19 protein-coding genes are annotated in these 24090 nt (G+C 41.2%); all 19 read right to left on the reverse strand.

Annotation, left to right across the window (positions count from 1 at the left end):
- Positions 1-60: 60 nt before the first annotated feature.
- Positions 61-816 carry a 4'-phosphopantetheinyl transferase family protein gene (locus QSH61_RS18615; RefSeq protein WP_010607013.1) on the reverse strand — a complete coding sequence of 252 codons (756 nt, stop codon included), beginning with the start codon at positions 814-816 and terminating at the stop codon, positions 61-63.
- A 9-nt stretch (positions 817-825) separates the two neighbouring features.
- Positions 826-1587 carry an outer membrane lipoprotein-sorting protein gene (locus QSH61_RS18620; RefSeq protein ID WP_010607014.1) on the reverse strand — a complete coding sequence of 254 codons (762 nt, stop codon included), beginning with the start codon at positions 1585-1587 and terminating at the stop codon, positions 826-828.
- On the reverse strand, positions 1580-2794 hold the full coding sequence (locus QSH61_RS18625; RefSeq protein ID WP_010607015.1) for an ABC transporter permease: 1215 nt from the start codon (positions 2792-2794) through the stop codon (positions 1580-1582). The genes QSH61_RS18620 and QSH61_RS18625 overlap by 8 nt, the downstream gene beginning before the upstream one ends.
- A complete protein-coding gene (locus QSH61_RS18630; RefSeq protein WP_010607016.1) occupies positions 2794-3489 on the reverse strand; it encodes an ABC transporter ATP-binding protein in 696 nt (231 codons plus the stop codon). Before QSH61_RS18630 ends, QSH61_RS18625 begins: the two co-directional genes overlap by 1 nt.
- Before the next feature lie 16 nt (positions 3490-3505).
- A complete protein-coding gene (locus QSH61_RS18635; RefSeq protein WP_010607017.1) occupies positions 3506-4090 on the reverse strand; it encodes a hypothetical protein in 585 nt (194 codons plus the stop codon).
- Between the two features lie 261 nt (positions 4091-4351).
- On the reverse strand, positions 4352-5140 hold the full coding sequence (locus tag QSH61_RS18640) for a LytR/AlgR family response regulator transcription factor (protein ID WP_010607018.1): 789 nt from the start codon (positions 5138-5140) through the stop codon (positions 4352-4354).
- A complete protein-coding gene (locus tag QSH61_RS18645) occupies positions 5109-5996 on the reverse strand; it encodes a sensor histidine kinase (protein ID WP_248298751.1) in 888 nt (295 codons plus the stop codon). The genes QSH61_RS18640 and QSH61_RS18645 overlap by 32 nt, the downstream gene beginning before the upstream one ends.
- Before the next feature lie 181 nt (positions 5997-6177).
- A complete protein-coding gene (locus QSH61_RS18650; RefSeq protein WP_174170145.1) occupies positions 6178-7365 on the reverse strand; it encodes a hypothetical protein in 1188 nt (395 codons plus the stop codon).
- A 165-nt stretch (positions 7366-7530) separates the two neighbouring features.
- Positions 7531-9669, reverse strand: coding sequence for a peptidase domain-containing ABC transporter (locus QSH61_RS18655; protein WP_206473566.1), 2139 nt, complete (start codon positions 9667-9669; stop codon positions 7531-7533).
- A gap of 18 nt (positions 9670-9687) precedes the next feature.
- Positions 9688-10932 (reverse strand): HlyD family secretion protein, encoded by a 1245-nt coding sequence (locus QSH61_RS18660; protein WP_010607022.1) that lies wholly within the window; start codon positions 10930-10932, stop codon positions 9688-9690.
- 163 nt (positions 10933-11095) lie between these two features.
- Positions 11096-12454, reverse strand: a complete 1359-nt coding sequence (gene glmU / locus QSH61_RS18665; RefSeq protein ID WP_010607024.1) for a bifunctional UDP-N-acetylglucosamine diphosphorylase/glucosamine-1-phosphate N-acetyltransferase GlmU — start codon at positions 12452-12454, stop codon at positions 11096-11098.
- 1110 nt (positions 12455-13564) lie between these two features.
- Entirely contained in the window at positions 13565-13708 is a 144-nt protein-coding gene (locus QSH61_RS18670) for a hypothetical protein (protein WP_157757260.1), read from the reverse strand.
- A gap of 78 nt (positions 13709-13786) precedes the next feature.
- Entirely contained in the window at positions 13787-14713 is a 927-nt protein-coding gene (locus tag QSH61_RS18675; protein WP_206473567.1) for an ATP-grasp domain-containing protein, read from the reverse strand.
- Positions 14714-14757: 44 nt separating this feature from the next.
- Complete coding sequence (locus tag QSH61_RS18680; protein WP_206473568.1) at positions 14758-17607, reverse strand: insulinase family protein; 2850 nt, start codon at positions 17605-17607, stop codon at positions 14758-14760.
- 39 nt (positions 17608-17646) lie between these two features.
- On the reverse strand, positions 17647-19062 hold the full coding sequence (locus tag QSH61_RS18685) for a radical SAM/SPASM domain-containing protein (RefSeq protein WP_100215558.1): 1416 nt from the start codon (positions 19060-19062) through the stop codon (positions 17647-17649).
- Between the two features lie 81 nt (positions 19063-19143).
- Positions 19144-19326: a hypothetical protein gene (locus tag QSH61_RS18690; protein WP_010607028.1), complete on the reverse strand. Its 183-nt coding sequence runs from the start codon at positions 19324-19326 to the stop codon at positions 19144-19146.
- 619 nt (positions 19327-19945) lie between these two features.
- Positions 19946-20509: a hypothetical protein gene (locus QSH61_RS18695; protein ID WP_010607029.1), complete on the reverse strand. Its 564-nt coding sequence runs from the start codon at positions 20507-20509 to the stop codon at positions 19946-19948.
- Between the two features lie 100 nt (positions 20510-20609).
- Entirely contained in the window at positions 20610-23546 is a 2937-nt protein-coding gene (locus QSH61_RS18700; protein ID WP_206473569.1) for a S8 family peptidase, read from the reverse strand.
- Between the two features lie 281 nt (positions 23547-23827).
- Positions 23828-24046, reverse strand: a complete 219-nt coding sequence (locus QSH61_RS18705) for a hypothetical protein (protein WP_010607031.1) — start codon at positions 24044-24046, stop codon at positions 23828-23830.
- Between the last annotated feature and the right edge of the window lie 44 nt (positions 24047-24090).

Consider the following 24090-nt stretch of genomic DNA (forward strand, 5'->3'; position numbering starts at 1 on the left):
CCAAATGTCGCTTGAACCTAGGTAACATACGCGGGCTTTTATAATAAAATTACTTTATGTCTACGCCGCTGCAGACGCAGCGACACGCTTGGGCAAAAAGTTAAAACTTCTAAAAGTCACAGGTTCTGCTATGCTCGCTCGAGCGAGCATAGTAACCGCAAGACGATGCTCTGTTGAAATAGGCCACAACCAGCTAGCATACTCCCCTGATACTTCCACCAACTGCTGACCACTGACACTGAAGCTGGCAATTGCATCACGTTTACCAAATGATACTTTGCTTAATTTGGTCGTTAAGCCTTTGCCTGTCGCTTTAATCAACGACTCTTTTAATGTCCAGCGATCAAAAAAGTATAACTCTTGGTGCTGCTCCGATAACTGTTCAAACTCACATTGCTCAGAAGGCGAAAATACCGACTTGCCTAGATGCTTTAGGTTTCGCTTGTACCTGATCCGCTCGACATCAATCCCAACAGGTTGATCTAGACTCACGGCACAGGCCAATAAGTCATCGCTATGGGAAAGGTTAAATTCAAACTGCATATCTGCATTTGCCAATTTGGGTTTACCATGTAACCCTCTTGCAAATTGAATTGACTTAGGAGACTGTCCAGTATACTTAGCTAGCACAGCACGTAAAAAAGCTCTCGACACAATCTTTACTTGCTTTTCAGAATATCTCCGTATCAGTTCAATGTGTGCAATATCCTCGTCAGTCAGCAATCCGGTTAACTCGTCAATCGCATTGTTACTTTGAAATAGGCTGACAGATGTCTGCCACATATCAATTTGGTTTTTCTTTAACGACAGTTCCACACCCTGCTCCTATTCGGTAAGTAACAGGTCTAAATCGCTACGGATGAGTATCTGTGGATTAAATAATTTATCTGGTACTTCAATCTGTTGTACTTCATCATATGCAATAACGGTTTTTTGTCCTTTCTGCACTTTGTCTTGTAAAGTCATTGCTACAACTTTGACTTTGTCATCGCGGATCCCACGTTCAAAAAATGCCGTTTTGGCATGTTTACCTGAGCGCAAATAAAGTTCTGCTTTTTTAGGAAAATAATCTTTTTGATCAATTTCCAGTAGGATATTTTGATAGCTTAGTTTGGTTGAATTAGCCTGTAGTTCAAGCTTAATAACACCTTCAACTTGTGCAACGCTTTTAACTTGATACTCTTCACTCCAACTCAAAGTTGCAATATCACCTAATGATGCTTCACCAAGCAGTTTTTGCATCGGGGTGATTCGAATTGGGCGGCGACTTTTGGGCATAAACATCCAGTAGTCGCTTCCTTTCATCAGTACCTTTTGGCCCTTTTCAGAGTCAGATTTAAAAACCACCAACGCACGTTTTGATGACGATGAATACACATCGTATTGTTTTGTATGCTTAAGGATATCGTCATCAAAAGCTTTTACGGTGGCAGACACCTTCACTGACGCTGACTCACTTCTAAATGCATCTACTTTTAATAATGTAGCTTGTGCATCTGCTTTAGTAAGCTGTGAAGCACCAACACTAAATGAAGCAAACGCTAATATCGCTGCAGGTAGTAAAGTTTTGGTAAGTTTATTAAACATGGTTCAATGCCTCCGTTATTGGTTTCGCGCTACCTTTGTATGCCGCTTTGAATGCCGCTAATACACAAACTAAAATCATTATTAACATTACACTCAACGCAATTTCCCATGAAAACGTAATAGTAAGTGGATACCCTTGGTTACTTCCTGGTGGTGGTGGCATTTCTAACCCCAGATAAACGAGACCCCAAGCAACAATGGTCGAGATAGCAATGCCGATTGTTGCGCCTAAGAAACCAATGATGCTGGACTCAAGAATGAAGTTCCTGATGATTTCCCATTGGTAAGATCCCATTGCTGCTACCGTCCCTATTTCCCTAGTGCGCTCAGTCACAGTCATCGCCATTGTGTTTGAGATGGAAAAGAACACCAGTAACACCATAATTCCACCCAATAGGCCAAAGATTCGGTTATATAAATCTTTAACTGATTGATAGTAAAAAGCTCTTTCCCACCAAGGGACAAAGGCCAAAGATGGATCTCTTGGCTCGTATTGCGCGACAGTACTTCGAGTATTATCCAAGTCAAATAAGTAAACAGAAAGCGAGCTAACCTTATCGGTGTAGAGTAAAGATTGGGCGTCACTAAGTTTAATGTATAGCTGGCGCTTATCTAAGTCCGGCACACCTGTTGTATAAATCCCTCGAACTTGAAAGTCTAAGGCATTTAACGCGCCATCCGTGGTCGTCGACATTAGCGTCACATAATCACCAACAGCCACTTTTAAACTCCGAGCTAAGTCTTTACCTAGCACAATTTGCGACTCGGCTTCTAGGTCACTAAAACTCGATAAAGCCTGACCAGATACCATGGTTAAGAATGGTCCTTTAACCATGAACTCTTCTGGTTCAACACCCAACCCAATGAAAATAGAACTTTTTTCACCATTTGAAACCAGGCCATTAAAATTGATTCTAGGTAGAACATTCTTTACCCTTTCATCTTCTAATAGTTGATTTTGCAGTAACTCAGTGTCTGACAAACCGTACTGCAACGGCATATCTTCTTCTTCCAGCAATTTTTTATGGGTGATAATAAAGTTACCTTCATCTCTTGCTGCTTTCTCAGCCAAAGATTGGTAAGTAAACAGCGCAAATCCACTGGTGGTTAAAATAGCGGCCACCGCTACCGCAGCAACCAAAATTGTGAACAGTGAACGTCGTCCGTTTCTTAGTACGTTAAAAAATGCAAATACAACCCAACGCATTACCCTGCTCTCCTGTTGTCTACTTGTTGCAACTGTTCTGTGATGTGCCCATCAGCAAGGTTTAATACTCGATGGCAGCGATCCGTCATCCGGTGATCATGAGTAGCAACGATAAATGTCGTGCCCATGTCATTACCTAGATCACGCATTAGATCCATCACCATGTTTGCAGTTGGTGTGTCCAAATTAGCAGTGGGTTCGTCAGCTATCACTAACTGTGGCTTTTTCACCAGTGCTCGTGCGATTGCGACACGTTGTTGTTGACCACCAGAAAGCTGGTCAGGACGTTTAGATATATGATCTTTCAAGCCAACTTTATGAACAATTTCGACAACCCTATCCATTCTTTGCTGTTTATTAAGGTTTAACATCAACAACGGATATTCAATGTTCTCGAGCACTGACATCACAGGAATTAAGTTGTAGCGCTGAAAAATAAAGCCCAGCTTTTCTCTTCGAATCTGCGTCAGCAAGCTTTTTTTCTTCGGTATAGGATGATCATTAATCCATATATCTCCTTGATACTGCTCATCAAGTAATCCACAGATATTGAGTAGCGTAGATTTGCCACTACCAGACGGGCCGCACAAAGAAACGGTTTCGCCAGCATGAATATGCGCAGAAACCCCCTTAAGTGCATCGACAGTTACATCACATGTCGTATAAGATTTTCGAATGTTTTCAAAACGCAGCATAGAAGCGTCCTCATTGTTATTTGGTGCTAGCTAACAGGAGCTTTTGTGCCAGCTCCGCCATCAATTTTGCTTGCTCAGCATCATCCAACTTCTCAGCTGCAGCTGCTGCACAACGGTACGCACTAACCTGTAAAGCAGGCTCTAACTGTTTAAACTGCTCACTTTCACTGATTACTTTGTTCAGTAAGTAACTTCCATGCTCTGCGCGATTCATCATTTTTGGAACCTGAGCAAAAGTGCAACCAGCAGTTACATTGACTCGTGCCTGCAATGAATAAGGTAAAGACTTAACCTGCTTGATTGCTTTGGACAATTTCGCCATCCCCTTTTCAGCATATTGCATTTTCTGCCATGGCTTGTTGGTATAACGAGCTTGTGTTGTCTCTGTGCTACCTAGCATCGCCAGAACAACTGGATTTGGTGCTTTTTCGTTAATTTCTTTTAGTGCATTAAAAGCGAATTGATTTTGTTCTTTCGAGCCTTGTAGCCCCGCTTGGTAGGCTTCGATTACCTGCTCAGGTATAATATTTTCAGCTTCGACATTTAAGCTTAATAAGCCCATTGCTGTTATTGCGATTGTTATGATTGATTTGCTTGTCATCACTATTACCCTTCATTTTTCTGTTAGTGTAAGCATCATAAGAAAATCAAACATTCAGTGGTAAACGAGGTGATAACCTGCGCTTAAGTGGGATAAACGGTAAATATCAAAGATAAAGTGACGTGTGGTTTAAGCGTTGAATTAACCCAAGGTGTGAACAAGGAATGAGTTAACTTGTTGTCTTTATAATAGAGCCATTAGTGGAGCACATGTGTAGATACGAGATACTAAAAATCTTAGTTCTTAGCGCCTGAAGGGATATTACATCTGCTTAAAAAGCGATTGATACTTTCGGCTGACTACTAACCTTTCGCTGCTATCTTTTAAATCTACGTAAACATGACCGAGTTCATCTTTAGTAACTTTTTGAATATTTTCAACTTTAACAATACAATTTCGATGAATACGCCAAAACATTTCTGGATTTAGCGCATTTTCCAGCGCTGTAATTGCTGTTTTGATCAAATAAGTGTCTGTTGCAGTGTGAACTTCTGTGTATTTATTATCAGCAATGAAATACTCAATATCCGAGGTATTAACAACATGGAGTTCATTATTTTTGTTGACCTTGATCCATTTTAGGTAACTGCCTATCGCGGCTGACTGAGTGGATTCTAGCAACTCTTCAAAAATCTCACTGAGCTGAGCTTTTTGATTTAAATAGGGAGATTGTTGACTTAATAGTTTTTGTAGACGCTCGACAGTCCGTTCTAAGCGAGACTCTTCGATGGGCTTTAACAGATAATCAATGGCTTGGTTTTCAAAAGCCACCACCGCGTGCTCATCATAAGCCGTAATAAAAACGACATACGGTGGCTGTACCTGTTCGCACAGTTGCCGCGAGACCTCTAATCCATCTATGCCAGGCATGTTAATGTCCAAAAACACAACTTGAGGTGAAAAAGCACCAACGAGTGTTAATGCTTCTTCACCATCAGCAGCTTGACCGACAATATTCAGCTCTGGCCACGCTTCTTTCAGCATCATTTTCAAATGAGCTCTTAAAATAGGCTCATCGTCAGCGATCACTGCTTTTATGAGTTGAGACATTAATAGGTACCTCCAAAGTTACGCAAACCTGTCCCGCTTGGCTATCGTCATAAACCAGTTTTGCTTGGTCCCCGTAAAGCTGTTCCATTCGTTGTTGCACATTTTTCAGGCCAACATTCGTGCCCTTTCTTTTACTGCCCCCGATATTGCAATCGTTCGACACAATAATAATCACATTCTGCTCGGCACGCTTTATTATTAGCTTCAGCATACCACCTGATTTAATCTGCTCTATACCGTGTGTTACTGCATTTTCCATGATCGGTTGTAACAACATCGGCGGAAACAAAATGTCATCTGTGATTTTATCAGTGACATCGTACTCAATATGGAGACGTTCGCCTAGTCTAATTTTTTGTATGGCCAAGTAAGCTTTATTAAATCTGAGTTCATGCCCAAGTGTCAGCCACTCCGTACGAGTCCGGTCAAGGCTCTGCCTCAACAAAGCAGTTAATGCTGAAAGCATTTTGCTCGCTTGCTTCGCGTCAACCGCAATCAACGCTTGGATATTCGCAAGTGTGTTAAAAAGAAAATGCGGCTCAATCTGAGATTGAAGTAATCTAAGCTGGGTTTCTAGTAATAGCTTATCTTTTTGTACTTGATCTAGTTCGAACTGATATAGAGAGCGTCTTAATTGCGCGGTTTGTTCACTGCGATAGTAAATGAAACTAACCACAACCATAATGAAACCACCAACAACAAAAATCCCTAAGTACTGCTGCAGGTCATCAACATAACCACCAGAGCTCTTTAGTACACTTAATAGAATAGGTGTTAAGCCCCAGACTAAAAATGATAAAATCAGTGCGGCTGCATATTGTGTAGCCAACTTCATGCTTGAGTAATTTGTAGCCAACCAAAATCTTGATAATCGGATTGTAAAACCAACCCCGAGTGATATCAGCACCGAGATTACCGAGTACTTAGCCCACCCTATTGCGTAAATCGTAATTCCGATTAGTGTACATACAAATGCCAACTGAACATTTTTCTTCCAATTATCACCACTAAACGGTGAGTCCACTGTTTGACCCATATTAAAATTTTAGTTCCGTAGAAAAGTACCATGTCTTGTCAAAGCTAAGCTGCTCATAGATGGATTCATTACCACCCACATACTGCCTAATACCACCACATAGTGGGCTATTTTTGAAGCCACTATAGCATAGCTTACCATCAATCAACATACTGTTATCACTAGGGTTTACAACCCAAGTTAATGTAGGTTGCCAAGTTGTCGATGACGTCCTCAGGTGCAGCAGCAAGTTATCTCTGAACAAATTTTGGGTCGCAAAATGCCCTCGCATTACGTGTAACTGATGACTTTCTATATTACCATCTGCAGCCCTAATTAAGTCACGCCACTGCGTATTACTCGGTGAGCGACCATCGTACCAATACTCAGCAATCAGAGTCATCCCAAAACGAAAACTGTAATTGATACCCATCAGGGCTTGAAGACTACCACGCTGCCATTGTGTTTGAACTGAAGGAATAAAGCTGTCTGATTGCAATATGCGCGGGTCAAAAATCGGCATTCTATGCCTTTGCTGCCAAAGTAATGAGCTATGAATTTCCATGCTATCCCCAATAACAGTAACAGCACTACCGCCAACTCTCACGCCTAACTTTTCATCATAATGTGCAACGGCCTGAGCTTCAAAACTCTCGAAGTATCGATAATAGCGCCCGCCACAGCCAGCGCTTGCTGCCACTTTCACCCCTTTTTCTAGATAATCTGGAGTAGTTTCGTTACACACAAGGCTTACGCTACCAGTTTCGGTGAAATAGTCTCCCACTACCATCCACGCACCAGGTGGCACAGCAGTATAAACTGCAAGAGAATCAGTAGGAGAAAACATGTCTAGAGGCCGAAAACCATAGCCAACATCCCAATCCAATTTTTTCTTGCCGACTGACGCAAACCAATCACCTAACGTGAAATCGTAGTAAGCCTCAGAAACTTCAACATTGAGCTCAGACCCCCCTGCTATTTTCATCCAGTTTGCAGTGGCCGCAACTCTAATCCCATTAAACTCTGAACTAACATCGAGAGCAGTAAACCAGGAAGTCGTGTCTTTCTCATCAAAGATTTGACCGTTACTGGCACTAAGATCTTGTATGTTCATTCGCAAAGTTGTATCAAACTCAACCGTTGCATTCGCTGAGTAACTTAACAAGGTGAGAATGGTTGATAATAAATAGTGGTTGATTCGTTTTTGCATTATGCCCTCCAGATGTGAGTAGCATACGGCTTGCTACCATCAATTGGAGACCAAACGACAAACGGAAGAATGCTCAGATAAATGGTGAACTAGCGTGATAAACGGTTGAAGAACACTAAGCTTCAGAAAACGGGAGCAAGCTTGGTACCAGCTTTCTCTCACGGCCTATTCCGACGCAGACGTTTCCATTTCCGAGTCCATCTTTTCTGGCTTTTTGAGCTTAATTTCTCTGTCAGCCGAGGCGATAGTTTCTTTACGGTGCGCAATGATCACACGGGTAATTTTCAACCGCGATACCGCTTCATTGATATCTTCTTCCAGCCCCGTATCAAGGTGGCTTGTTGCTTCATCCATAAACAGAATCTTAGGGTCTTTATATAGAGCACGCGCCAAGATGATCCGCTGCTTTTGACCGCCGGATAAGCTCGACCCCATATCACCAATCAGGCTGTCATAGCCCATTGGCATATCGCTAATATCATCATGGATAGCTGCTAATTGAGCACAATGCACCACTTTTTCCATATTGATTGGTGAATCAAAAAAGGCAATATTATCAGCCACAGTACCGGATAGGAGCTCATCGTCTTGCATCACCGCAGCTATCTGCTGACGATACTGTCTTGCACCAACTTGGCTAAGAGATATGCCATCCACCAAAACTTCACCACTGGATGGTTTATTTAGCCCCAGCATTAACTTAAGTAACGTCGACTTACCACAACCGGAAGGCCCTGTGATTGCTACTGACTCACCCGCCTTGATTGTTAAGTTTAGTTTTTCAATAACATTTGGTGTTGCATCAGAATACGCAAAGGAAACATTCTTCACCTCTATTTTGCCTTCAATATTCAGTTTACGATATTGATCAGGTTGCAACTCTTCTTTGTCTGTTAAAGCAATATCGGCAATGCGGTCAAAATGTAGACCCAGCATTTTAAACTCTATGAGTTTCTCGATTAGGTTAGCGGTTTTATCCATAAATTGACGCTTGTAAGACATAAAAGCAAACAGCATCCCTGTGCTAAATCCACCAGCAATAACGAGATGTGCAGCTAAATAAACGACGATGATATTCTCAACACCAAACAGTGCTCGGTTAATCGCGTCATAACCAATTTTAAAATTGCCCAAGCGGATATTGTGGTTAATCGCACTAGCGTAGCGATTTTGCCACTGCCCTTCTCGCTTAACCTCTGAACCAAACAATTTAATCGTCTGAATTCCGCGTACCGTTTCCATAAAGTTGGAGTTTTCTTCAGCGCGCGCCATAATTTCCTGCTCACTGATATTGCGAAATGGTTTATACATAGCAATTCGGATAATCGCGTAAGCAATAACGGCGATAACTACGACGGCAGATAGCATGGGGCTATAGAAGAAGATCATCGCTAGAGTGATTATCGCCATTAAACCGTCAATGATGGCTTCGATTACTCCTGTTGTAAGTAGCTGCTTTACTTGCTGAAGAGAGCCAAACCGTGAAACAACATCCCCCATATGGCGCTTTTCAAAATAGGTAATGGGTAGACGTACTAAATGGTGAAAGAGATTAGCTCCCAACTGAATATTCATTTGATTGCCAAAATGCAGTAACGTAAAGCCCCGCAGTGCATTGGTAGCTATCTCAAACAATAGTACTAAAAAGAATCCAACCGCAAGCACAGTAAGTAATGAGGTATCCCCGGTTAGTATGACATCGTCTATCACCAATTGGATATAATATGGTGCAGCAAGCGTAAACACTTGCAGCAAAATAGAAAGCATAAAAATAAGCAGTAACGAACGTTTTAAGCCAGTGATACGGCTCCAGAAGTCAGCAAATCTAAGACTCGCTTTTTGCTCTTTCTTTTCGAACTCCTTTGTCGGAGTCAGCTCCAGTGCCACTCCTGTAAAGTGTTTAGAAGCCTCTTCCATCGTATAGGTTTTTTCACCACTGGCTGGATCATGGATCACAATACGTTTTTCGTTGGCCTTTTTCAGTACCACAAAGTGATTCATGTTCCAATGTAAAATAGCCGGAGTTTGCAGTGCATCAAGATCTTCAAGTTCAATCCGAAGTGGTCTTGAGGTTAAATGAAGTTTTTCAGCAAAGTGCATAATATCGAGCAGCGTACAGCCCTCGATTGAAATACTAAAGCGCTGTCTCAGACGCGTTAAGTCAGTATGGTAACCGTGATATCCAGCAACCATAGCAAGGCTCGCAAGACCACACTCAGCAGCCTCCGATTGAATGATCACAGGTAAAGATTTCCGTGACCAAAACTCTAACTTGCTGGCCGCGCCTTCGTGTTCCATTTCCATATCAACCCTTTTTACTTCTTATAACTGACCTTTAATGCTAAATACTGGGTCAAATAACCAGCGCAACAAGGACCTTTCTTCGACCACAATATCGGCATCCAAAGTCATACCAGCCCGCAAAGCGGTGTCTTTACCATATGCTTTGACAGCTTGTTCGTCTAACTCAACCACGACTCGATAAGCGGGCTCTTGAATAATACCAGGCATATTGGTTTCTTCGGGCAAAATAACGCTGTTACTAAGCTCCACAATTTTCCCTTTGTAAATACCAAACTTTTCGTAGGGAAACGCATGATAGCGCAATTTAGTTTCCTGACCTTCTTTGATAAAACCAAAAGCTGAAGTTGGTATATAAACAATAGCTTGCATATCACTATGCTCAGGGATAAGGGTCAGTAAATGCTGTCCCATGGAAACATTTTTACCAAGCTTAGCAAGCAATCCAGTGACTATACCTGATTGGGTAGCACGGACTTCACCAAGTCGTTCCTGCTCAATGGACGAGATTTGGATCAGTAGATCGGCTTGTTGTGATTGCAGCTGAGAAATTCGGTTTTGGTGTTCAATTGGCAATTTAGCTAATTGATTTTTGATGTTTTTAAGCTGCGATTCTAGCGCTATACGCTCTGAGCGAATTGAAGAAGCTTGCTGCTTTAGTGAAAGCAAAGTGTCTTTTTGGCGCTGTAATTCAAGTTCAGAAATATACCCAGTGCCTTTTAAGGTTGCAATTTGTGATACCAAATCTTGATTGAGTAGCAGCCGCTCTTGGAACGTGGCCGCTTGGCTCTCAAGCTCTTTTAGCTTTTCTCTTGCGGTGGTTTCTTGTTGCTGTAGCTCTTCTATATCAAGTTGGTACTGTCCACGCAGTTGCTCTATCTGCTGTAGTAAGTTCTTTTGTTGAAAGCGATATTGATTCAATAATGCTTGATTTAACTCAGTGGCTTCGGTGCTATGTTTTGCGGATGCAATACGCAGTAAAGGTTGTCCTGCAGCGACCTGCTCCCCTTCTTTGACCAACACTTCGGACACCACACCTTGTTGCATTGCAGCAACGCGCAGTAGCCCACCACTGGGTTCAATAACGCCAGATACTCTTTCCTTTCTGGTATAGCTACCACTTGATAGAAACACGATGCTTAAAATCACAACCGTTAAAATGAGTAACCCCAGTGTTTTAAATACAGGTGGTTGGATTAAGCTAATTGTGCCCTCTAAGCGATGCTGCTTATGCTCAAACACCTCACGGCGAAATAAATTTTCCATAGCACTTATTGGGTAATATTATTGTTAATATTTTTTTATTGAAAATACAATGTACCACGGGCGGTAACAGAAAGGAATGAAATAAGGCAAGTCATAACTTGCCCTACTAAAAGTTAGAGAAATTTAAACCTATCTCTATGAAAGTGATAATGAAATAACATTACTACTTTTTAATTGGGCGTTGCCAGCCATCTAAGTTGCGCTGCTTTCCACGCGCTACTGCTAGCTGCTCATCTTTTACAGTTGAGGTAATAACAGAGCCCGCACCAATCGTTGCCGTGCTACCGATCTCAACAGGTGCAACTAGTGATGAATTTGAGCCGATAAAAGCATTGTCTCCAATGATGGTTTTTGACTTATTAACGCCGTCGTAATTACAAGTAATGGTACCAGCACCAATATTCACTTTTTCACCTATTTCGGCATCACCGAGGTAAGTTAAGTGATTAGCTTTTGATCCTTTACCTAGGCGCGACTTCTTCATCTCTACAAAGTTACCAATATGAGAGTCTTCTTCCATGATCGCCCCAGGACGCAGGCGAGCAAATGGACCTAAAGTGCATTTATCAGCGACCAGTGCATCTTCGATAAGGGTATTGGCTTTAATTACAACACCATTACCGATTTTACAGTTTTTAAGTACGCAGTTTGGGCCAATGACGACATCATCGCCAATTTCAACATGACCTTCAAATATCACGTTAACATCAATCTGAACATCTTCGCCGGTCGTTACTTGACCACGGACATCAATACGAGCAGGATCCGCTAGACTTGCACCGTTAACCATCAAAGCTTCAGCTTGCCAAGCCTGATAGGCACGCTCTAAAGCAGCAAGCTGCACACGGTTGTTCGCACCTTCAACTTCCATTTCATCATCAGGCTGTGCAGAAGTAATCTCTATCCCTTCACTGTGCGCCATAGCAACGATGTCAGTGAGATAGTATTCACCTTGTGCATTATTATTAGATAACTGTCCAAGCCATTTCTTTAGTAGCCCACCATTTGCCGCCATTATGCCTGTATTGATTTCGGTAATAGCAAGTTGCTCAGCAGACGCGTCTTTTTGCTCCACAATACCAACTAATTTGCCGTTTTCACGTAACATACGGCCGTAGCCCGTTGGATTTGCTAAATCAACAGTGAGTACAGCAAGGCCATTATCTGGCGTCACATTTAGTAAACGCTGTAACGTGCTCTTTTTTGTCAGTGGAACATCACCATAGAGGATTAAAACTTTATCTTCATCTCCAATATGCTCTTTCGCAACCGCAACCGCGTGACCAGTACCTAATTGCTCAGCTTGATGAACCCAATTTACTTCGTTATGTGCCAAAGCAGTTTTTAATTGCTGCGCACCATGTCCGAATACTAAATTGGTCGATTGCGCCCCAAGAGACACCGCATTATCGATGACATGCTGCACCATTGGCTTTCCTGCAATAGGGTGAAGTACTTTTGGCAGTTTTGAGCGCATGCGGGTACCTTTACCCGCAGCCAGAATAATTGTATTTAATGGCATGAACACAGGATCCTTTTTCTTGTGTCAGTTAAACAGGTGTACTTTTCTATACTTACGCCTTTAACGCCATCACTTCTATGTGCATCGCGATACCTAAAATTAGCAGGCAGATAAGTACTTACTCAGTACAAATTTTGCAATATTGTAGCGGGGATTGTTCAGAAACGTAAGAGAGTATCCGGCTGAAAAAGAAACTATTGATAATGAGAGTGTTTATCCGCACACAGCTTTTTATCCGGTATCGAGAGCGTTCCTTTCAATGGGCAGCGAACAGCTCATCAACCTACACCAGCCACATATAGATGAATCTCAAACACTGTGCGCCAATTATAGTGATCCCATGATATGCATGACAACTAAGCTGACGGAAACACTGAAGATAATGAAAGAGCTCAAAAATAGCTATACAACGGTTTCGTAGGTAGAGTTACCAAAAGCATAGAGCTAATACATTGCCGGATAAGATAAACTTCACAACTCAACGGCAATTTTAGTTTTTGTAAATCTCAGGTTCGTTAAAAACAATTAACTCACTCATCTTCGGATGAAAAAACAAATATCGAGAATAGAATACCAAAACTGCCAAAAATTGAGACATAAAAGTCAAAGTCTCTTTCAAAGAAAAGAGTAAAAAGTAAGTAGAAAACATTAAAAGAGACCACAGAAAATAGAATCTTTAACAAATAACTCGAGTTCAATATCTAACCCCTCGTGTTATAAAGACAGCAAAACTATCGCTGCCCTTGTTGTTATCATTAGCTATTACATACAGGTTACTTGCTCAACTTCACCATCACCAGAGTTTGTATAAGCTGTATAACACTCCTGATCACCGCCATAGCCATCATCATGAGCATCTCCTAGGGATTTGTCGTCAGATGATTGCTGGTCTTGGTCACGGTCTCAATCACCAGAATTTCCACTTGTAGAATGACTTGGGTTTTTATTTTGCTGCGCCATAACAATAATTCATTGATTTATATAAACTTTACCATTTTTAGTCACGCTAACTACGGTTTCATTTAAAAATCCAAAAAATAATAGTTTTAAAGACTGCTTACTTAAAAAGTATAAAAAAGAGCCAAAGCGTACACTCTGGCTCTTTTTTAATTACATATCTTTAAAGAAATCAGGTGGAATGATACCGCCACCTTCAACACAACCAGCAGGCTGCGTCTCTTTCTTCAGATCTTTAATAGGTAAACCACCGTTTACTTTCTTTTGCTGCGCTTTATTTAATGAAAATGGATGCATAGTTTTCTCCTTATTACATCTACAAGTAAGTTTTGATACGAGAGGGCCGCCACCCGATTTATACCAAAACAGTTAAAATTATTTATTTTTACTTTCTGTCATCGCATCTATCAGCCATTTTGTGATTGGCACTTCAGTGCGCTCTTCTACACCGAGAAACATCGGTGAGGGATTAGCTTCAAGGAAATAGTACTCACCAGTCGCCGTTCGTCTCCAGTCAATCGCGGTCCAGTTAAGTTGCAACGCTTTCGTTACGGCGATCGCTTGGCTCTTTATACTTAAAGGCGTATTGACCAATCGCATACTTGCAAGATCATCTTCTCTAAAATCAACACTGTTGCTGTCAATTGCAACTGAAGCAACTCTGCCATCAACCACAAATGTACGTACATTTGTGCCTTCAATATACTCTTGCACAGTGATAGGTGACTTTTGCAGAGCAACGAGAGCATGCTCTGGGTCAATATGCTGAGCAGTTAGCCATTCCGTATATGCACCGCCATAAACTGGTTTGAATATCGCTTTATCAAAAGCCTTATATGCCGCTTGGATCGCTTGAAGCTCATTACCAATATAAGTACTAGGCACCAGGCAGCCGAGCTCTTTTACTCTGGCCAACTGCCTCGGTTTCTCCAAATGATATTGATATGCCGCCCAGCTATTAAACCAGCGAGTACTATTGTTTAACTGCATCCAAGTGCGGATAGTAGCCATGCTGTCCTGTGCTGCTAAGCTATCCAAACTGCCCACATTCTCACGTGTCGATTCATCACTCACCCCAGAAAAATTTCGCCAGTACACAGCCTCAATATCATCAAGAGAAATCTGTGTTCCACAGGCAAGGCTTATCGAATGTTTATTATCTACGAAATCAAAACTCAACTGACACTTTGACGGAAAATCATGTGATTGAAAATGGTATACCTCATCTCGACAGCGCTTTAACTGTTGAAACATATGCTGGGTATGACCATCTTCAACTTGTCCCATAACAATAATTGCCATTTTTACTCTAAGCCTCGCAATACTGACCTGCGTTACCGCAGAATTTATTCTTCAAATTCAAAGTATTCACTATTAGAATTCGGGCCTTTAATTTGAAGCAATTGCACTTCACCCTGATAGTCAATTAATAATTGCTGATAGGCTTGAATAATTTGTGACTTATTCACACGCTTCAGATAATGTATCAGCTCATCTCGAGAACTAAAATCGAGCCTACCACTCAACCAATCTTCGAAGTAACGCTGAGATTCAATAAATACATTTTCAGGCTGCTTTTCTAAACTGACAAGCAATCCATCTTTAACAACCTCAAACTCCTTCTCATCCATTTTTTCAAGTCCTTGATAAAATGACATAATGAAATTATCAAACTCGGACTTAATCTTTGGTAACGAGGTATTTGCACTTTCAATAAATAAACTGAAAGCTGGATAATCATGTACCTTAAACGCTTTACTCCCTACCGCATAAGCCATTTGCTTTTCAGTTCTCAAAGTATTGAATATTGAGCTATTAAAAAACTGGTTCAACACCATAAGCGCAGCATACGTGGGCGCGGATTTTTCGGCGTAAATATAACTCTCTCTATAATAAACGTTATCCAGTGAAGAGCGCTGTTTATCATTCGTCATATAACCTTTTTGAGGAGCATATTTGGTTGTAATCTGTGGCTTTTGGGTCTGGGATGTTGGACCAAAAGTTTCTCTTACTTTATACGCAAGACTTTGCACATCAGCTTGGTCATAACCACCAAATGCAAATATATCGATGTAAGTGTTACTTACTAACTTATTGTGAAAACTAGCTAATTCCTTGGTATTAACTTGCTTAAGTTGTGCGATAACCTGCTCTGTTGTCCACAACATCGCTTCAGTCTTAACTTGTCGACCAAAATGCAGTTCCGACTGGTACGCAAGCGGCAATTTATCTAGATTTTCTAAAGATTCTAAATACAACTTTTTCGCAGCTTCAAGTCTAGATTCCGAAATTTCCATGCCGGTAATTTCTTTAAAAAGCTGCTCAGCATAATAATCTTGCTTTCCTGTTTTCCCTGAGAGAGTGATCGCTAAATTTCCTTGCGCATTCTGCATCGCCATCAGGTTTATCTGATGCCTTTGTTGAGCACGAGTCCCCAACCTTTGCAGCTCTCTTATCATCATCACATTTAACAAGTTCAGCATTGTGTGATTTTTCACATCTTGATTAAGTACTGCACTTTCAATGGATATACCTAAAACGCCCTGACGCTGTGTAAAATGTTCACTATTTTTCAACCAAGCACTAATACCCTTTGATGCAACAACTTGGCTAGGTAGCTCGTTACTTTGCTTAACAAGCTGTGTAGCAACCTCTTCTTCTACAGAAGGCGAATGCAACTTAAAGTTCAACCCTGAATCTGCATAACTTTTTTTCGCCGAATCGGACAAAGGAGCAACATGGTAGCTACCTTGTGCATATTGCAAAGAAGTGCCCGTTTTTTCATCGTTGCTAATGTGCCATATTCTGGCTTTCTCTAAGGTGAGATTAGATAAACTTTCGCGAATGACTGCTGAATTAAAACCTTTAAAATAAGTATCAAAATGAAGGATATCGCGAGCAGGTACAGTTTGCATCATACGACTAAACTGCATTGCCAAATGAAGCGCGGGAGGCTTTTGGTAGCTCTCAAATTGACCACTAAGCATTTGTTTTAGCTCAGCGGCATATCCTTCAGTTATCCCAGTTTCCTTAATGAGTTCAACGTAATCAAAAAATGCTGCGACTATTTTTTCCTGATGCATCTTGCCTTTTTCAGTCAACATAAATTGTACCAGCGCAGTACCCTCAAGGCCGTAGCTATTGGGTATCAACATAGGTAGCATCATTTCAATTAACCCTTGCTCAGTCAGCGTAGCAGCCAAGGACCCCGGTTCTTGAGAAGCCAATAACATTTGAATGTACGCATTTGGCTTAAATTGCCAATTAGCAAAGTTTGAAGACAATGGAAACTGTAATAGTAATAGATCGGTAGCAACTTTGGTTTGGAGCTTGATTTCTTGGCCTAGTGTAGCTTCTGTAAATACCGGTGTTGAAATAATTGGGGGTTCAACCTGTAAGTTTTTTATTTTTGCAAAGTGCTTTTTTGCTAACGATTTTAATTCGCCAGTCGACTCCCCTCCCACTAGCGTCACTGTCATTAAGTTTGCAGAGTAATACTGCTTGTAAAAGTTAGCCATCGCTGCATAGAGGTCATTCTTATTTGATTTACTCTTTAATGAAGCTTTATTGCCTGCACCGAACTTTCTAATTGGATGCTCTGGATTAACGGTTACGGCGGCCGTACGGTTAATCACGAAGCTATCTTGTTGCCTCAATCGTTGCCACTCTTGATCTACTGCATTGATTTCATTATCAATATTTTCTTTATCAAAAAGAGGATTAACGATTGCATCACTAAGCATCGTCAATGCAGTATCAAATTTATCTTGCGGTAAACTAAAGAAGTAACTCGTCATTTGCAATTCAGTGGCGGCATTATATTGTCCGCCATGCTTGCTAATAAAATCCTTCAATGCATTTGGCTTAGGGTAAGCCTTAGATCCCTGAAAGATCATATGTTCCAGAAAGTGCGCCAGCCCTTGATAAGATTCAGGGTCATGATATTGGCCAACACCAACCGTCAGACTTACAGCAGCTTCTGAAATACTGGGGTCTGAGACAACCACAACTCGTAGGCCATTTTCCAATACGAGCTCATCATAACTTCTGTCATCTTGCACACTTTTGATAAATTGAGACTGTGCAATATCAGATGGTACAGCAGAAGTCAGTTGCGTTATCGTAGTATTTTTTTGTGCTGTAGCATTAAGAGAAAGTAATGCCAAAGCGACTAAAGACAATCTGTTGTTAAACATAACTCACATACCTCTAAAATTTATCGGTGTTATAATTACTTAGGCTGGCACAGCGCTAGACATCAGTGCTTCTCGTTGGGTTTTATCGAACCAAGGAGATTCCTCTTTAGGTACAATACCTGAGTCAACGTATTGCTTCATAACAAGGCCCCTTTCAGTAAACAAACGCCTGACCAAATTGGGGTCCGCTTCAAGCCAATTTTCAGGAAATTGCGCCTGTGCTAAGCTGAATACAGAAGTATCCTGTGGATCCAAAGGCTTGAAATCTTCAACAACTAAATCAAATACCCCATGATCAAATGGGTCTCCAGACGCTTTTTCTCGAATGAAAAACCTTTCTTGTTTACCTCTTACTGCCATCTTTACAGCTCGGTGGTGGCAATATGGGTTATTTCCACGCTTGCCAAAGAATACATGAGAGGTCCAGTTACAACCGCCACGACAAACCTTTGCAAATTCGCAGGTTGCACACTCTCCCCAAAGGTGTTTGGTCGCATCTTCAGGTTTATTAATATCGTTGAATCTAAGCTCATCAGTATTTTCATAGATATCGCGTAGTGAACGCTCTCTAATGTTACCGCCAGTGTATGCATTTGTTGGTAATGAAGGACAGCCCTTAATGCTCCCATCAGCTTCTATACCGAGTGTATTCTGGCCGGCTCCACAACCTCTATAAAAAGCCCATTCAGAATGAGTGGATTTATTATCTCGAAGCTGACGTTCATAAGGTCCAAAATAACCAATGTTATTGCCTGCTTGCACAGCTAAGCCATCACGCCTACCTCTAACAGATAGAAAGTTAATTAGAGGGAAAACGTCAAGTAATTCATTCGGCTGTAATAGCATTTCATCATTATCTGCAGCATTACCCATAGGTACTGTTAGCTGCAATTGCCATGCTCTAGCCCCCACATCTACAAGTTTCTGGTAAAGCAAAGGCAGTTGCTTTGCCGAATAACGATTTATCTGAGTATTACAACCAACATTAATTCCTACGTTGGTCAATCGTTCAATTGTCAGGAAGCATTGCTTCCAAGCTCCAACTTTTCCTCGGAGCAAATCATGTTCTTTTTCTAATCCATCAATAGAAACAGAAACTGTTGAAATACCAGCCTGCTTCATACGTTTAGCTGTTCCTTCAGAAATACCAAAGCCGCCAGTTGTCATTGATGCTTTCATACCCAAGCGGGTAATTTCAGCAGCTATCATCAACCAGTCTGGGCGCATAAAGGCTTCACCACCAATCAGTGAAACTTCCTTAATGCCTAGGTCAGCCATTTGATGGACCAAATCTAATGCTTCTGTTGTGGAGAGTTCATTTACTCTGCTGTCTCCTGCTCGCGAGCCACAATGACTACACGCTAAATTACATTTCAACGTAATTTCCCATACTGCATAAGTTTGGCGTGCTTCTTTTTTTATTTTTATTCCTGCACTATCCATATTGACTGACATATTTTTAACCCCTAGTAGCTCAAGTCTTATTGGTGGCGCATAACGCGCCACCAACACAATCACGATCTATTCGAAACGTTCTTAGAACTTTTCAAATGGAGGATCGATGATTACGCCGTATAACGGCTGAGGGCAAACCCACCAGTCACAAGGTGGTAATTTGTCATCACCAGGGAATTTGATAGGTGATAGACCACCTTCTACTTTTACAAGTAGTTCTTTTGCTTCGGTAACATCTTGCATATTTTGATGTAAGTCTTTCATTTTATTATCCTAATTTATTTTTAAAAAATAACATGTAGTTTGATTACCAAGTTTGAAGCTTCAAATGGAAGGCATCTCTAGATCTTCCAACCAACACAGAACCACTGTCCTTTTGTGGCGCTGAGATTGATACTATCTCGCTTTTTTTGGTAATCGATTTTCAGACAAAGTGGAGAAGTAGAGTTGAGTACAGCCACCTGCCAGACCGACTTAAAGTTGCAAAGTGTGAAAGGTAAATAACACATCTCTTCAATTCGGTATGGCTCAATATTGTTGCTAAAAAAGTTTTAAATCAAACAAAGGAAAAAAACAACTTAACTATAATTATCATAATCTTAAGCACCAACATTATGGCCAAATAAGAGTATATTATTGGTTTGATATTGATATTCAGCTAATGTAAAAATCAAACTAAACACTTTGACAGATGAGAGACAGTTGATGAGCCCCCATTAATCATTCAGTGTCTATAACATGAGCGTACGGCCTAGAGAGATAAAATGATGATGGCCATTCAAAAGTATGACCTACTAAGATCAACAGTCGTGTGATGCGAAAGGAGTTTGGAAAAGTTTATGAATAATCTCGTAAGAGTGATGCTTACTATGTTTGGTACACTTCAATCCCAAGGCGAAACTCCGAGATCTAATCGGTGTTTTTTAATCACTTGAAGAAATGCTGCCAATTGCGATTCTGCTAGTCTCCAACATATACCCTTACTTAGATATTTATCCCTGCGTTGGTCTTTGTCCTGGCAATGTAAGCCAAATAAAGATGGCTCATGTTCATCTTGAAACACCAATAAGCTATCAAGGCTTTCAAAATCGATCGTTTTGTCTCGCAAAAACAGATAAGAAATCACAATCGTGCAATTCTTGACATCTAAAACCAACTTATTTTGAATCGTAACCAACAAGTAAAATCCAGCCGAGACCATAAAAGTGACACAGTATAAGCTAAACCAAAAAAGTATTTTAGGGTTACTGAGAAGTTCAGACTTAAACGCCGACGCTGCGCTCTGCGGTGAGTATATCCCCTCCGACATCCAAGCAGATATGCCGAAAAAAACGGCTAATGCAAATAATAGACGAGATACTTTAATTGAAAAGTAAAATTGCGTAGTGTTTACTTCATCTACCAGTGTAGACTCCCCTCGGGGAGAGGTTTGTATGTGATCGTCCACGATTGATGTTCCCTTTACTGCTATTTTTAAGTTGATATTACTGCAAACTATGGAAAATATGCAGCCACAAAATAACTAGCATTCCATGGCTGCTTGCCGATTACTGCTTACTCTTAATTAGTCCTATCGGACCGCTATGAGTTGTCGCTGTAAATTGTAAGCTTGGAGTTTCTAAATGGATTACCAACCCTAAACTAGCGGCAGAGATAGATTCATCCGAATTGACTCGACCATCCGCGTTAAGATCTTGCCAAACCATTAGACGGTCAAAATTGCTATCTAATGCGTCTATCTTCAAGTCGCGATTGCTATCTAATAGCAATAAAGTATCCAACTGAGTATCTGCATGACCAAAATGCACTTCATTAACACTGTCGAGCTCGCCGCTTCCGTTAAAGTCTATGAATAACATTCCGTCACTTTGACCTAAGGAAATCTCTCTGTCTGCTTGCGCGGACTGCCAGCGAACACCATTGTTATCTAGATCAAGCATAACAATGTACGTGTTATCAAGCAGATCGATGCTTCTCAGATGCTCTCGACATAACATATCGGGTCTAGTTACCCGCTGATAACCGCAGCGCATGTCATTGAGTATTTCATTTCCTTTATTCACGACTTTTTGATAATAGCTAGCAGCAGTCATCGCATCCTTGACATACGTATCGTAAACAAAATTTTCAACAGCTGTTTCAACACTATTACCAGCCGCGTAGCTGAACCCAACAGAGACTGCAGCCTTGCCAACAGCAACTACAGGGTTTTTACCTAACATTCGACCAACAGCATCGATCGTTTTACCAGTTTTAACGGCAACCACAAATGCAAGTGCCTCAGCTAATGCTTCTTGACCCTCACCATTCCAAGCGTGACTAAAGCCTTGTACGCCACTGTTGAGCCTATCGGCGAGTTTACCTAAGTTTTGAAGCATTCCATTGACTTGTTTATAGGCTGAACTATTTGGGTCTAGGCCATTTAATATTTGCTTTAGCTTCAACTGGAATTGCGCGACAACGTTAGTAATATCGCCTGCATCTTCTTTAAATTGTTTAGCTTCTTTCTCTTTTTGACTATTTTGATTACTTGATGATGAGCCGCCTCCTCCGCCTCCGCCGTCAGAAAAACCTGAACCACCACCATAACCCCAGCTAATGAAGCCACCAAATCCGCCACCAGAATTACCTCCACCACAAGCTAGTGTGTAGCTTTCACATGAATAAACCACTGTGATTCGTTCTATTTCTGATAACTGGTAATCAGAACCGGCATAGTCACTATCGAAGTCTGCGGTATAACTAGGTTGAGTTTTATCGCACTCACCGATATAGCTCCACGCTTCATAATCACCATCGGAGAATAAAGGGTTTTGATTTTTTGACCAATAGCTCGCTTCATAAACAAAGCGGCCAAAAGCAACACGCTCCCCTTGTGTATACGCGCGATTACTATACCAAGAAGCAGGACAGTGATTTACACCTTGCTCCGGTAACTCAATCTCGCCATTTAATACTTGGTTTGCTTTATAAAAGTCGACTAATCCAAAACCAAATTTACCATCTCTGCCCTGTTGTCCCAGGTCTTCGGCACTGCCAAATAACGCTTGAATTAGCGTTTCTCTATCCACATTAGGGTTAGCTGATTTGAGCTTGGCTATACCAGCACTTACAATGGCTGCTGCTTGTGATGTGCCGGATAAAACAGCATGCTCAGACTGATTTACATCAACCTGTAAATCGAATGTCTCTGAACTTCCGTGTGTTAACGTCAAGTTTGGAATAAGTAGAGTCGGGAAGCTTGTACTAAAATCGATCTTGCTAATGGTAGTATCTGCAATACCAACATCATAAGTAAATACTATCCCACTACCGTTAGCATCAGCGCATGTGTCTGTAGCATCTTTTAACCACTGCTTGCTTTCAGGGGATAGAGCATATTGTGTATCATGCTCATCCAATAGCGTTTTAGGCAGCGCTACCAAGCAATTTTCCACTAAGCTCAATTCATTTGGAAAGTCCTGAGTACCATTATCAATCTGAACAAAGTGCAGTTTATTTCCTACATTATTGCTCACCGCAGTCACTCGATTACGATTCGTCATTGTCGAACGAATATTCACACCGGGCGCAACTAGATCAATACTGGCATTCTCAGCGGAAAAATATGCAAGATCCGTATTTTCATCGATCGCGCCAACGGCGATCACATTTCGATAAGCCGCTGGAAACGCTAGGTAGTCACCTTTATCTGATTGAGGTATCCCGTGATTTCCCGCAGCAGCAACAAAAATAATGTCTCTGTCATAGGCAAGTCTATCGATCACATCTCGAGTAGCAGATGAAAAGTATGGACTACTAAGCGACATATTAATCACTTGAGCACCTGAATTTGCACATTGCTCTATGGCACTAATTAGGTCTGAATCGCGGATAATAGAATTCTCACCATTAGCCGACCGTAGTAATTTTCGTACTTCAACGGATATTTCACCGTTCGCAAAAACAGGATCGGTAAGTAGTCCAGCGAGGTGAGTTCCGTGCCCAATCGCATCTTGATACCAGAAGCCTGCATACTCACTACTCAGCCCTGAAAATAACTGTGAGCTCAATTGGGAATGATTAAGTTGAACACCTGAATCGATCAGACACACTTTCGTTGTACCAACGGTCTGAACCTCCAGTTTAGAAAGCTTTGTTAACTGTTGCCAGTTAAGCTGATTTTGCGATTTATCACCCGCATTATGAGAAAGTAATTGAGGGAAATGATACCTATGATTTCCCTCAATCCGCAGTAAACCACCTTGATTAAGTGATTCTACAAGTAGAGAGTCAAGTTCATTCTGGGTAACGGTGAGAGAAGCATAAGTACGGATACCATCTGAAGATAACAGCGTTGACCGCGCAACAAATGCTGAGGGTAAATTTCCCTGAGTGTAGCTCACAACAATAGGTGTTGTATTCTCATCGGCTCCAGATGCATATATGTGCCCTACGGGCAAAAGTGCCAATAATAAACTTTGTGCAAGTTTACTAAATTTCATCTTCTATTCCTTTTTTTATTATCTTTTTCAAAGTATTGAAGGGTTTATTCTATTTCCTATTCCACCATATGAAGTATTCAGCTAATAATTGAGAGACGCTTATTGAACAGTCGCTTGTTAAGTAGTCGCTGTGATTAAGAGTGCACGATTTGTCCAGAGCACTATCAACTAGTTAAGAAAGCCTAATGCTATTGCTGATGAAAATTTGTGACCCTAGTAAACAGTTGGGGTATGAGGTAACAAAGAGGCAAAAGAAATCTCTTCCGCCCCTTAAGCATTGCTTATTTCAAAGAGTACTTAGCTAAATCATATGGTGGGATCCAGATACCGTAAGACATTTGAAACGGAGGCTTTACTGGGTCAATAGGGTCTGGAATAACACGAGGAAAATCCCAAGGAACAGGTGTTAAGCCATTATCATGCAGTGTGCCACCTTCGACTAACTCAAGTAACTCGGCTGCATTATTCAGCTCTTGCATATCGTAGTTTTTATTTCTCATTTTATTTTCCTTATTACATTTATTGATAGAGCTTGTACTCTCGA

Source organism: Pseudoalteromonas sp. JC3, assembly GCF_030291895.1.
GTDB lineage: Bacteria > Pseudomonadota > Gammaproteobacteria > Enterobacterales > Alteromonadaceae > Pseudoalteromonas.